Annotated in this window: 6 protein-coding genes; all 6 read left to right on the forward strand. The window is 51.6% G+C overall.

Going from position 1 to position 13,999, the window contains the following annotated elements:
- Nucleotides 1–139: 139 nt before the first annotated feature.
- The 6 genes from AC0QH1_RS21355 (at nt 140) to AC0QH1_RS21380 (ending at nt 13,995) form a co-directional block, all read left to right on the forward strand.
- Nucleotides 140–1,216 carry a BLUF domain-containing protein gene (locus AC0QH1_RS21355; protein WP_324633340.1) on the forward strand — a complete coding sequence of 359 codons (1,077 nt, stop codon included), beginning with the start codon at nt 140–142 and terminating at the stop codon, nt 1,214–1,216.
- 450 nt (nt 1,217–1,666) lie between these two features.
- Complete coding sequence (locus AC0QH1_RS21360) at nt 1,667–2,896, forward strand: hypothetical protein (protein WP_324633341.1); 1,230 nt, start codon at nt 1,667–1,669, stop codon at nt 2,894–2,896.
- Nucleotides 2,897–4,590: 1,694 nt separating this feature from the next.
- A complete protein-coding gene (gene mrdA, locus AC0QH1_RS21365; RefSeq protein ID WP_324633342.1) occupies nt 4,591–6,360 on the forward strand; it encodes a penicillin-binding protein 2 in 1,770 nt (589 codons plus the stop codon).
- A gap of 207 nt (nt 6,361–6,567) precedes the next feature.
- The gene (locus AC0QH1_RS21370; protein ID WP_324633343.1) at nt 6,568–6,816 is read left to right on the forward strand and encodes a hypothetical protein; all 249 of its coding nucleotides are present in this window, start codon (nt 6,568–6,570) and stop codon (nt 6,814–6,816) included.
- 171 nt (nt 6,817–6,987) lie between these two features.
- Nucleotides 6,988–12,720 (forward strand): alpha-2-macroglobulin family protein, encoded by a 5,733-nt coding sequence (locus tag AC0QH1_RS21375; RefSeq protein ID WP_324633344.1) that lies wholly within the window; start codon nt 6,988–6,990, stop codon nt 12,718–12,720.
- Nucleotides 12,721–12,825: 105 nt separating this feature from the next.
- A complete protein-coding gene (locus tag AC0QH1_RS21380; protein ID WP_324633345.1) occupies nt 12,826–13,995 on the forward strand; it encodes a DUF262 domain-containing protein in 1,170 nt (389 codons plus the stop codon).
- Nucleotides 13,996–13,999: the final 4 nt, after the last annotated feature.

Below are 13,999 nucleotides of genomic sequence, written 5' to 3' on the forward strand. Positions count from 1 at the left end.
GAATCTTCCTCTATTGAGTTTGCCTCCAGGGGTTGTTGCGAGTCAGTGCAGTGCATCTGTTGCTCATGGAGGTAGAGGTTCATTTTTTCATGCAAACGCTATTTCCCAACGATGGTACCCTTGCATCCTGAAACATGCTATGAAAAGACTGACTTACATTAGTAAATTCGAGCGCAATCTTTCCTCTGCAGATATTGAAGAAATCGGCAGAGTATCGAGTCGCAACAATCAAAGAGATGGGATTACTGGAGTTTTGCTTTGTCTCAGCGGGATATTTTTTCAAATCCTGGAAGGAGAAGAGTCCAAAATCGACCGACTTTATGATAAAATACTCGCCGACCCTCGGCATACGGATATTTTATGCTTGAAAATGGAAACCGATGTTCGTGAGCGCATGTTTCCGAAATGGTCGATGGAAACGATTAATTTAGATGAAAACCACGAGGTTTTGATACAGCCGATAAAAACGTTACTGCAAACCGTTACTAACTCTCATCGGATTTTAGAGAAATATACCCAGCCGACTATTTTTAAAATTGTTCAACAGGGAATCGATCCCCTTGCGGTTCGTCCGATTAATGTAGAGAAAATAATTTTATTTGGGGATATTGTCTCCTTTTCCACCTTTGCCGAAAAACTATCTGCTGAAGAGGTCATTTCTCTGGTGAATCATTATTTTACCATTTGCACGAAGATTATTACCCAAAAAGGCGGCGAAGTGACAAAATTTATCGGGGATTGCGTGATGGCCTATTTTGATGGCGATCGCGGCGATGAAGCTCTGCAAGCGAGTCTAGAAATCCTCAACGAATTGGAAATTTTACGCAATTGTGCCCCGGAAAATAGCCCCTTGCGCGCCCTCTACAGCGGGATCGGGTTGGCTAAAGGTCAGGTGATTGAAGGCAATATCGGCTCTAGCGTGAAAAAAGACTATACGATTTTGGGAGATGCAGTGAATGTTGCCTCTCGGTTAGAAGCCCTCACCCGCAGCTTATCGCGATCGCTCCTGTTTTCAGAAGCCGTGAAAAATAGCACGCAAATGCCGTGGGATTTTATCAAAGTGGATAGCTACAGCCCGAAAGGAAAGAGTACAGCGATTGAAGTGTATTCCATCGAAAACGCGATTACGCGAAAATCCAGGAAAGGGTTGGAGATTCCCTTGGAAATTGCCGCCTATCTCGATCGCATTTCCGATCGCGAACCGACTCAAGTTTAATCCCAACCTCGGCGAAGATGAGAGGGATCCGCTGCGCGATACTCCAACCTGAAAAGGGAGGCTTTTGCCCCGAGGGCAAGTGGTACAATAAAAAAATTTGGTTTGAACGAGCAAAGAGTGGGCTATGTTATCGGTCCTCGGGAAAGAGACCCATTCACGCAATGAAGAGTTAACAAACTGGGGAATGCTTTTTGCCCGCCAAGGTTGAGGGAAGGGGGGAATCCTCAGAAATTACAGCACTTCAGTTTATGAAGATTTGGTAAAGAAGACAATTATTTTGCCACCGGATGTTATTGTGGAAGGATGAAGAAACGAGGGTTCGCCGGGGAAAGGTTCGCCCAGTATAACCGCGTAGAAATCGGGTTCGCCCATCCCTAAAAATTGGATTCGGTTCGGACAAGGGAGAGGCGGCCCGGTTTGACATTGGCAAGCAGCGTGCAACCGTAAATTGTGAATGTTGAAAAACGAGAAAACTTAGAAGACTATAACGAGCGATCGCTGCGGAAATTGAGTCGGGCGATGCAGCTATCTCAGGGGAATTTTGCACTGATTCTGGTGCGGTGCAACTATCAACACTTGCGCGCGCAAATTTTGCCTCAGGTGCGAGAACAATCGCCGATGAAGCTGAAAGAAATTCGGGTTAGTGCGGAGGAAACCCAACTGCTACCGATGTTGCAAGAGGCGCAGACGCCGGAAGACCCCACCGCGTTCATGGTGTTGGGTTTAGAATCGGTAAGGGAATTGGAAGAGATGCTCAAGCAAACGAACCAAGTGCGCGATCGCTTTGGCAATTTGCCATTTCCATTGGTATTGTGGAGTACCGATGAAGTCCTGCAAAAGCTGACGCGCTTCGCACCGGATTTCAAAAATTGGGCTGGTCCTTCGATTAAGTTTGCGATCGCCACCGATGAGTTAATTGAGTTTGTCAAAGAAACCACCGAGTCCATCTTTGCTCACCTGCTGGAAGAACCGCCCGGGGCGCTGTTTCGATCGCCGCAGGGGATGGGATTGTTTCTAGATGCGCCAAAGCGATGGGAACTTCATGCGGCGAAACGAGATTTAGGCGATCGCGGCATAAAACTGCCGCCGGAATTGCATGCCAGTTGGGAGTTTATTCTCGGACAATACGAAAGAGCCTGTGACGCGGTTGAGAATGCTTTAACCCACTATCAAAACAGTTTAAAAGGCTTTCAAGAAATTAGCCACTGCCAAGAGCGAGAGCAGCCCGAAAGCCAAAAAAAGCTCGCGTCCGAGCGCTTTTCCCTGCCCCAAACTCCCTCAATTTGGAATCGAAAATCCTCCGGGTTACATCCCGATACATTACCGGGAGTGGTCTGCTTCCATCTTGGCGTATGCTATCGCGAAAAAGCGCAGAGCCAACCCCCCTTACAACAGAACGACTGGGAACAAGCCAAAGCATATTTTAAAGCCGGAATCGAATGGTTCGATCGCGCCGGACAGTTTGACATAGCGATGGAATTTATCCAAGCACTCGGAGAAACGATCGACGCCTTGGATATCGGGGAAGAATTGCAGGCGATCGCCGCTAAAGCACTCAACTTAAATCAACCCGAAAGCGATGGCATTGGGCGCGCATCCGACACCGCACAACCCGATGAAATCGACCCCAAAATGCGGGAAACCTCTAACGCGATCGAAAACTGGACCGATGCGCTGTAAGCGATTAAAATAACGGCTGAATAATCCCCCCAGGGGAAACCCATTGCCCTCCTAACTTTACCATCACCCGTACCGATTCACATCAGATGAAACGGACTCCTCGGAGGCATCGCCCTCGAGGAAAAAGCCCGCGATCGCCGTTGGCTCACCTCACAAATAACCAGTGCCTCGATCGCCTTTTTCAAAAATAATCAGAGCGAGAGGTTATACCATTTTTCGATAAGGAGGTTAAAGGCGGTTGAAGTGGGATTCCCTTAAAAACGCGCGCTTATCGCATCTCTACAATCCGGGGATGGGTGAGTCATCTCTAACCCGAATACATGAAAAACGGGATTAGAATTTGGATACTGCGCGTGAGTTCCTCAGAGACCTGTTGCGATCGAGGTTTCTAGAAGAGGGGATCGGGGAATCATCTCTAACCCGAATGCATGAAAAATGGTATTGGTGTGCCTAGGCGTAAGGATTGCTATGCCCGTAGACCCCCGAAAGGCGGCTGAGTGCAGGGTAGAGTTATGATAGCCTGGGTGGAGTGCCCTGAGACTCACCCTTGATTGCCACGGCGGGATTTCAATCGCCCGCCTTGCCGGCTCTAGATCTGAGTGCATATGAGGAGAAACGCGGTGGATGAATGGGGAAGAGGTGCAAATCTCATCTGGCTTTTTCTAATATGAATTGCGGCGAGACAAAGCAGTGCGGTGTCCCTAGAAATTGACGAAAGCCGAGGATTTTGGCAACCGAAACTTAAAATTCGGGGTTGACAAAAGAAGAAAGAAATGGTATATAACCGGAACTTGCTGGTGTTGCGTGACTGTGGGGAGGCGGATCCTCGGGATGGGGCGTTACCCGCATGAGCCGGGAACGAGTGAACGCCGCGATGCAGGTTTTTGCCGCTTTTGAGGGAAGCACCGCAAGGCTTAAGTAGCACAAACAGAAGAGTATAGCAACCGATCGCCGGTGGGGCTTCCGTAAAAATGCGGGTTGTCGAAAAAAAAGGAGTATGGTAATATACCAGGGAAATTTAAAACCCCATAAAAAATAAAGACAATTGAGGGTGGTATGTTAATCAGGAGCGATCGCCCTTGTGGGAGGGCAAACCCAGATGTGGAAGCGATCGGCCAAATTTTGACCCGTTAATTTTACGCGAACTGCGGCGGGTGGAAAAACCGGGCCTTTGAAAGTCCCACTGGCGAGTTCCCATCGGAGGGATTCCTGGGTGAAAATCCAGGTCAAAAGCAGCGATCGGCGAATGTAGGGGGGTTGGCAGGGGTGGACAACCCGCGAGGGGGAATCGCATAACCTGCATCGATAGGGTGCATAAGGTTATCTGCTGGGATGAGACCGAGAGCAAAACCGTGGGGATCGAAGCCGAGGCAAGGGATTTGCGGCAAGAGGGAATTTCCCAAAACCAAGTCTCTCGGCGATCGCGGGTGCAGCCGAAAAAATTTTTTGATTGAATTCAACTCAGCAGCGCAAAAATGGGGAAACAACTGTGATAAATTTTTCCTCAAAAGAATAAGAACCAGTAAATCTGTTGTGCGCCAACATTCTCTGTCCGGTTGAGTCATGTTTTCCGACCCTTGTCCGGATCCAATTCACCGAACAGAGCAATGTAGCACAAATAACAAAGTTAATCCGTGGGTTTAACAGCCCCAACAGGGAGAGAACATGTGTAAAGTCCTTCGGCATGGGTGAACATGGTTAGCGGACATTCATTTTTTTCCGGAGTCAGCGCGGGGAAAAAAAACCGAGTGCGACTGCAACGATCGGTGGTCTTAATGCTGACGATCACCGGTTTGATGAGCGTATGCGTAGCGCGTCTCGCTCAACTGCAACTGATGGAGGGAGAGTATCATCGGCAACGCGCCGAAGAAAATCGGATTCGTCAGGTGCCGATTCCGGCAGCACGGGGCAATATTGTAGACCGTGATGGGAGATTATTAGCGGCCAATCATCTAGCAAGGTCGGTGTATTTGTGGCCGCGCGAGCAAAAACCCGAGGAGTGGAAAAAGAGCGCTGAGCGCTTGAGTCAGATCCTCGATATTCCGCCCGAGGAGGTCGTCGCCAAAATCCAAGAAGCCGGCTATACCTCCGGGATGCCAGTGCGGATCGCCCAAAATCTAGACCAGAAAGCGTTTGTGGCTTTAGCGGAGCAACTGGCGGATCTGCAGGGCATCGAAGTTCGAGCCGAATCGAGCCGATATTATCCCACGGACGGCTATGGATCCCACATCGTCGGATACATCGGGGAAGCCACCCGCGAGGATCTGATGGAACATCCAGAATATCCGATGGGAATCATCATCGGCAAGATGGGGATCGAAAACAGCGCCAACAAAGCGCTGACCGGGGTCTGGGGAAATCGGTTGGTGGAGGTCAATTCCAACGGAGACGAACTGCGCGAGTTAGGGGTGCGATCGCCCATCGCGGGAGACTCCATGCCACTGACCCTCGACCTGGAAGTGCAGAAAGCCGCCGAAAACGCTCTGGGGGGACGTCGGGGTGCGGTGGTGGTTCTGGATGTCAACACCGGCGGGGTGGTTGCCCTTGCCAGCGGTCCGAGCTTCGATCCCAACATCTTCACCCGCCGGGTAGACGATGAAGAATGGGAACGCTTGCAGGCATTAGAAAATCCGTTTCTCAATCGCGCCTTGCAAGGCTACCCCCCCGGGAGCACCTTCAAAATCGTCACCGCCGCGGCGGGGATGGAGTCGGGTAAATTTCCCCCCGGCATCTACCTAGGCACCTCCTCCTATATTGTGGTGGGCGGAATTGCCTTTCACGAACATAGCGGCGGATATGGATATATTGGATATCGCGATGCCCTTGCCTACAGTAGCAACACCTTCTTCTATCAAATTGGCATGGAAGCCGGACCGGAAGAAATTGCCAAGTGGGGGCATAACATGGGCATTGGCGAATCCACCAGCTTAGATTTATTGGGACTCGATGGCGGGATGCACGGTTCCATCCCCACCCCAGAAGAGAAACTGCGACTCTATAACGAACCCTGGTACGCCGGGGATAGCGTGACGATGGGGATCGGTCAGGGGTTGGTGCTGTGTACTCCGCTCGAATTGGCGGTGATGGTGGCGAGTATCGCCAATGGCGGGTATCGCGTCAAGCCCCACCTGCTGGCAGAGTTGACCGATACCCCGAAAACCAAACCCGTCCCCACGGGGATGAAACCGGAAACCGTGGCCACAATTCGCGATGGATTGGTGGCGGTGGTGCAAAAAGGCACGGCCCGGTTGTTGAACGATGGTTCGATTCCGCTTACGGGGGGGAAAACGGGTACCTCTGAGGTGATCGGGCAGCCGTCTCATGCCCTGTATGTGGCATTTGGTCCTGCCAAGGATCCCGAAATCGCGATCGCTGTGGTGGTGGAAAATGGCGGGTATGGCGGTATGGCGGCAGCACCGATCGCCCTCCAGGTTTTCCGCAGCTACTTCAATCAAAGCAAATAACCCGAGGTGGGGGTTCCACCCTCGCCTCATCCTACTTTGACAGAAAAACCGGATGAATGGTTCAGTCCGAGGCGCACTTTCCGCCCCCATTGCGGCTGACCACCAGCCGGTTTTTTTGTTGGCTCGATTTGCCAGCAGCAGGGGTGAAAAACCCGGTTGGTTCGCCCAATTTTCCCTGATTCGCAACCTCTGACAGACAGCAAACCGATGTCTTGTCCCCGCCCTCGATTCGGCGGAGAAAGGTTTTCCATCCCCCCACAGGGCAAGCCGATCGCCCCAGGGAAAGTGTTACGTTTTCCGTACAAATACCCCGACGCGCGCCCATTAATTGCCCGCAAAAGCCATGCCTGCGATCGCTTCGATGGGGTAGAGATAGCATCGCGGGGGAGGGGAAATACTCGCGATCGCTTAACAATTAAGAAACCCTACATTCCTCCCACATCTGCACAATTCTAAGCTTTAATAGGGGAGAGTGCAAACTCGGTAGAGAGCAAAAAAACAACCGCTAGATGACCCGATCGCGAGTAGGCAAACCACCGAACTTTTCACACCCGCGATCGGATCTAACACCCTTATCGGGTAAAACCGGGTACATCCCTTCCCATTTGATTTCCTATGGTGAAACCCATGCGTATAATTCAGAAAATGTGGAAATGGTTTGCAATCGGCTTGAGCCTCGCATTTGCGATCGCCGCTTGTAACCTATTCCAACCCGACACCACCGTAAAGCAACTCCCCGCAGTTGCGCCAATTCCCACACCGGAACTTCCCAACTGGATCGAAGAGATAACGCCCACGGGAGAAGCACAACCCCTAGCACAAATTCGCATCCGGTTTAAAGACCCGGTAATTCCCCTAGAAAGTCTAGATTCACCGGAACAACAAGCCAAACTCGACTTGTTTGAAATCCAACCCGAACTTCCCGGGCGGTTTCGCTTTTTAACCCCCCGGATGGTGGGATTTCAAGCCGATCGCGCCCTTCCGGAAGCCACGCGAATTCAAGTCACCGTCAAATCCGGATTAGAAGACTTAAACAATCATCAACTCACCGAAGACCTCGCCTGGACCTTCAACACCGAACCCATTAAACTCACAAACTTACCCAGCAGCAAACCTCCCTCAGAATATGCCGAACCGCGACCCATCGATATCGAACCCGAGTTAAACGTTACCTCAAACGTGGAATTGGATCTCGGTTCCGTAAAACAGCACGCCAAACTCATCGCACAAGAGAGCGATCGCGCCATCTCCGTCAACGTAGAACCCGTCGCCGACGACGAACAGATGCGATCGCCGGGGGAACAATTCAACCCCGCCACTCGCCAGTGGCAATATACCCTCACCCCGCAACACCCCTTAGAAAAAGCCACCAGCTATACCGTGGAATTTTCTCCCGGAATTCGTCCCGCGCGGGGAAACATGGCCAGCCAAACCCCCTTCACCAGCGAAGTCAAAACATACCAACCCCTTGCTTTTGAAGAACTAGAATATTTCGGGCAACCCGATGCAGGCGCAGCATACGGACGCTTCCGCAAAGGAGCCGCTCAACTCAAATTTACCAACGGTCTCATCGCCGAATCAGCCCGAAACCATATTACCATCGATCCGCCCCCCAAAGAAGAACCCGAACTGATTAAAGCCTATGACAATTCCAACAGCGTCGAACTCAATCCCTGGGCATTAGAACCCGCCACCACTTACACCATTACCATCGAAAAAGGTCTGGAAGATAAATTCGGCCAAACCTTAGAACAACCCATCACTTTAACCTACAAAACCGGAGATGTAGCCGCCGAGATTTGGGCCCCGGCGAATTTTAACATTTTTCCCAGCGGAAAAGACCTGCAACTGAACATTTCCGCCGTTAATTTGCCCCAACCTGAATATAAAGCCGCCTATCGCGTGGTTCAACCCACCGACTTAGTTTATAGCGACTCCGCATATCCCAGAGGAAACGGCACCGACTTATTGCCCGATCCGACAAATTGGGACAGCTTTTCCATATCGGAAATGCCCCTAAACGAAACCGTAGAAATCGCCGTTCCCCTGCGCGAAAAACTCCCCGGTTCTGTGGGCACCCTCGCCTATGGCATTCAAGCGCGAACCAATCAATACAGGGACAAAAATCAGCAAAAATGGCGCGAACCCACCTATTATGGACTCGTGCAACTTACCAATTTAGGCGTATTTGCCCAATGGTTTCCCGACCGAGGACTCGTCAAAGTCAATCATCTTTCCGATGGGTCTCCCGTCGCCTCCACCCCGGTAGAAATTTATCAATCTCAAACCAATGCCACAACCCGGGGAAATCCCACCGCTTGCGTCAAAGGAACCACCGATGCTACGGGTGTTTTTACCCTCAATTCGCAGCAGATGCAGCGCTGCCGGCAAAGCGCCGAAAACGCTCCAGAATTACTGGTAATTGCGCGAGAAAATCGCGACTGGGCATTTACCCGCACCTGGCAATATAGCGGCGCATATGGCTACGGAATCGAGGCGGATTGGCAAGGGGAAAAACCCCTGGCGCGCGGGACGATTTTTTCCGATCGCCAACTTTACCAACCCGGAGAAACCGCCGAATTTACTGGGGTTGCCTACTATCTCGATGAGGGCAATTTGGTGCAAGATAAAAATGCGTCCTATGCTGTTACCCTGCGCGACCCCGATGGCAACGAAACCAATCTCGGCACTCAAACGACGAATGATTTTGGCACCTTTTCCCTGGAATTGCCCCTTGACAAAAGTCAAGATTTGGGGTATTATTCCCTGCGAGCAAAAGGAGAGAATGGAGTAGAAATTTCTGGAGAATTTCGGGTCGCTGAATTTAATCCGCCGAATTTCCAAGTGGAGTTAAACTTGGATAAAGACTACGTGCTAGGTAACGAAAAAGTCCAGGCGACAACCGACAGCGACTACTTATTTGGTGCCCCGGTTTCCGGCGGTGAGGTGAAATATTATATTACTCGCACTCGGCGGGAATTGTCTCCCAAGGGGTGGGATGAATTTTCCTTCGGGCGACAGTGGTTTTGGCCGGCAGAAGCACCCACGGTTCCCAGTGACGTGCTACAGCATCAGAACCAACTCAACGATAGCGGTACCGATACTCTCACGTTTACGGTAGAGAGAGACTTGCCCTATCCGATGACCTATCGGGTGGATGCGGAAGTGACCGATGTATCGAACTTGTCCGTCGCCGAGAGTGCCAGCGTCACGGTGTTACCCAGCAAACAAGCGATCGGGTTAAACAGCAATTATGTGGCGGAGGCGGAGGAAGAATTTCCGGTGGAAGTCATCGTCACCGACCCGGAGGGGAATGCGATCGCCGGACAGCGGGTGCGCCTGGAACTGCAAAAAATGGACTACAGTAGCGTCACCCGGGTGGTAGCTGGGAGTCGCACGCCGCGCAATCAAGTGGAATATAGCACCGTGGCGGAAACCACGGTAAAATCGGGCAAAACCCCGCAAACGGCCACTCTAACCGCCCCAGAATCGGGGGCTTATCGCATCCAAGCGAACTTTGTGAATGCGAAAAGCGAAGCCAGTGCCACTGACGTGCAGATCTGGGCGACGGGTACACAGGGAGTGAGTTGGGGACGGCGCAGCGATCGCGAGAACTTCCTGGAAGTGAAACTGGACAAAGACACCTATCAACCGGGGGAAACTGCCACGGCGCTGATACAGTCTCCCTATTCCGAGGCGGAACTGTATTTTTCCGTAGTGCGCGATCGCCCCTTGTATCAAACCACCACCACCGTCACTGGCGGCGCGCCGCAAATTCAATTTAAAGTCACCGAGGACATGCTGCCAAATGCCGCAGTAGAAGCGGTGTTAGTCCGTCGCGGCGAACCCCTAGACCGCGTAGAATCGGGCAATATCGAAGACTTGGTGAAAATTGGCTTTGTGCCGTTTAGCACCAGCTTGCAGGACAAATACTTGCAAGTGCAAGTGACCCCCACACAAGCGCGCGTGGAACCGGCGGCCCAGGAAACCGTAGAACTACAAGTAACCGACAGTGGCGGTAATCCAGTGCGCGGACAATTCACGGTGATGGTGGTCAACGAAGCCATCTTGCAACTCACTGGGTATCGTCCCCCGGACTTGGTGAAAACCGTGTATGCCCAACAACCGATTTCCACGCGCTGGAGCGATAATCGGTTTGAGGTGGTACTCGCACCTTTATCCTCGCCTTTAGATAAAGGATGGGGATATGGCGGCGGATTCTCTGCCGGTGCGGCTAGCACGCGGATTCGCACCGAGTTTAAACCCTTGGCGTATTATAATGGGTCGGTGGTGACCGATCGCAACGGACGCGCCCAAGTGAGCTTTAAGCTGCCGGATAATTTAACCACCTGGCGGGCGATCGCGGTGGCAACCACAGAAGATATGCGCTTCGGTCAGGGTGAGAATACCTTTGTCACCACCAAACCCCTGATGGCCAATCCCTTGTTACCGCAATTCGTGCGCCCGGGCGATCGCTTCTCCGGTGGCGTCGCCGTCACCAATACCACCGGCACCCAAGGTCGGTTGGAAATTGAAGCCGCTGTGAGCAACAATCTGGAATTTGCCAAAGATTCCAGCACCAACCAACGGTTGCAAGCAAAAGCAGGTGAGGGAACCAGCGCCTATCGCTTCCCGATAGAAGCCTCGCAAATCGGCGCAGGCAAGGTGCGCGTTGTCACCCAACTGAACGATCGCGCCGCCGATGCGTTTGAAGTGCCCCTATCGGTGCAGCAGCTTCCGGTGAGCGAAAGTGTGGTGGAAACCGGCACCACGGAAGAGCGAGTCAGTATTCCGTTAAATGTGAATCAGACTGTGGTACATAATGTGGGGGGATTGCAAATCGATTTGGCCTCCACCTTGATTCCGGAGATTACCGCCCCGGCGCGCAAAGTGCTAGCAGAGGATACCCTGCCGTTTTTGGAACCGGCTGCGTCCCAGTTAACTATCGCGTCGAATTTGCAAGTGTTAGGGAATAAATACGGTCAGGCATTCTCACAGTTCGACCCCCCGCAACAAGCGGCGATCGCCCTGGAACGGTTCGCACAATTGCAGCAACCCGATGGCGGATTTGCCTATTATCCCGGCATGGAACGCTCGGATCCGTTTGTGAGTGCCTATGCGGCAGAAAGCCTTGCGACGGCGAAAGCGGCGGGAATTGCGCTGGATGAGGCGATGGTGTCTCGCGCGCGCGGATACTTGCAGAAAATCCTCGCCAATCCGGGACAGTATGAGTATTGCCAAGAGAGCTTGTGTAAAAATCGCCTGCGCTTGGGGGCGCTGATAGCCCTGGCGGAACTCGGCGATCGGCGCAACGAGTTCCTGGCGGATATATATGCCCAGCGCGCCGACTTGGATCGGGTGGCGCGCACGAAGTTGGCGCGGTATTTATACCAGTTCCCCGAGTGGCGAGATGAAGCGCGATCGCTCTCGGAACAGTTGTTCGAGACGGTGGCGGAAACTGGGCGATCGGCAACGGTGAATTTGCCCCAAGGATGGGCATGGTTGAGTTCGCCGACCACCGCACAAGCGCAAACCCTGCGACTGGCGATCGCGCGCGATGCCAGCGCTGAATTGCGCGATCGCTTGTTGCAAGGGTTGTTGAACCTGCGCCGCGATGGCACTTGGGAAAATACCTATGCCAACGCCGAAGCATTATCCGCGTTGGTGGCCTATAGCAATACCCAACCCACCCCCCCGAACTTTGTGGCTACGGTGAGTTTAGCGGGCGAAACCCTCGACTCTATGCAGTTCCAGGGATATGACAATCCCAGCCAATTTATTAACGTGGCAATGGATAGCTTGCCCAAAGGGGACAGCGATTTGGTACTGACCAAGTCCGGCGAGGGGACGTTACATTATCTGGTAGACTATAGCTATCGCTTGCCCGGAAATCAACCGGGTCGGTATAATGGCCTGCGCGTGGAACGCCAAGTGCGCCGGGTAGGTGAGGATAATCTCCTGGCTACAATGGGATTAGCTAAACCGGACAAATCGGTAAGGGTGAATGCGGGTCAGGTGTTTGAAATTGGCTTGGAAATTATTAGCGATCGCTTGGTGAATCGCCCGATCATTGCTGACCCCTTGCCCGCCGGCTTTGAAGCGGTGGATACTCAATTTGAAACGGCTACCTCTGCGGTAAAAGCGCAGCAAGATAGCTGGCAAATTGGCTATCAAACCATTTATAAAGACCGGGTAATTGCTTATGCAGAACGCTTGAATCCCGGGGTGTATTATCTGCGCTATTTGGTGCGATCGGTAACGCCAGGAACCTATGAATGGCCCGGCGCGCGAGTGCATCTGCAATATGCACCGGAAGAATTCGGGCGATCGGCTTCTTCTGTGTTAGAAGTACAAGAATAACCCGATGTTAGCGAGGCGGAGTGGCAACCCCGCCTCGCTTTTTTAGGGGCATAACGCAGAGAAAATTATGATAGAATAAACTCTAGGTTAAACAGGAGGTTTATCATGTCACTGACACCGATTGAGGAAAAAATGTGGGATAGCGATCGCGCAAAAGATAGCGATCGCAACACCGCTGCAGATGTAGAGGGCAAGTACGAATCCGGCGAACAACGCATTCTGACTGAAATCAATCGCGAAAAGCTGCCGAGTTTTGTCGAATCCTTAAAAAAACCCGGGTATATGGAATTGCAGCCGTTTTTTCAAAGAAGACGGCGATGGGATAAAACGATGCAATCGCGACTGATCGAGTCGTTTTTGATTAATATCCCCGTCCCCCCCATTCTTCTTTATGAAAAAGACTATAACGCCTATGAGGTCATGGATGGTCAACAGCGAATTACGGCAATTCGAGAGTTTTATGAAAACAAGCTGACCCTGACAGGATTGGAACTTTGGCCCGAACTGAATGGATTGACTTATACGACCCTTCCCCCAAAAATTCGAGCGGGAATCGATCGCCGTTCCATCTCCTCAATTGTGATTATCACCGAGTCCGCACCTACTCCCGAAGCTGCATTGTTTCTCAAGCAGAAAACCTTCGAGCGTCTCAATACAGGCGGCGTGAGTTTAAGTCAGCAAGAAGTGCGAAATTGCTTGTATCACGGCAAGTTTAATTCCCTATTGCTAGAACTCTCGCGTTATCCAATCTTTGTAGAAGCCTGGGGGTTTCCGCGAGAATATCCTAATTTGAAAACCCCCAAAAAGGCTTACCAAAAAATGGAAGATGTGGAGTTAATTCTGCGGTTCTTTGCCTTGAGAAACGTGGAAAATTTTCGAGGCGGTCTGAGAGATTTTATGGATTCATACATGAGAAAAAGCTTGAAATTTTCTGAGGAAGATATCCGAGTTTTAAAAGAGATTTTTATCAACAGCATCAACGTGGCGCATGGCATTTACGGAGAGCATTTATTTAAACCGTTCGATCCAAAATCGGGAACCTGGAAAACGCGGCGCTATAAAGACTACTACGATGCCGTGATGGTGGGGGTGAGCCGACATTTGTCCGAGGCGGAGTTATTGCTAAGTCGGAAGGAAAAAGCGATCGCCAAAACCAAGGAGTTGTTTGAAAAGCCAGAATCTCGCCTGCTCACAGGGAGTGGCAAAACCAAGGGGGACATTCAGGAGAGAATTCGGCTGTTTGACGAAATGCTCTCTGAGGTTATTGGCGAGTAACAAA

The sequence above is a fragment of the Phormidium sp. CCY1219 genome, from assembly GCF_055795085.1.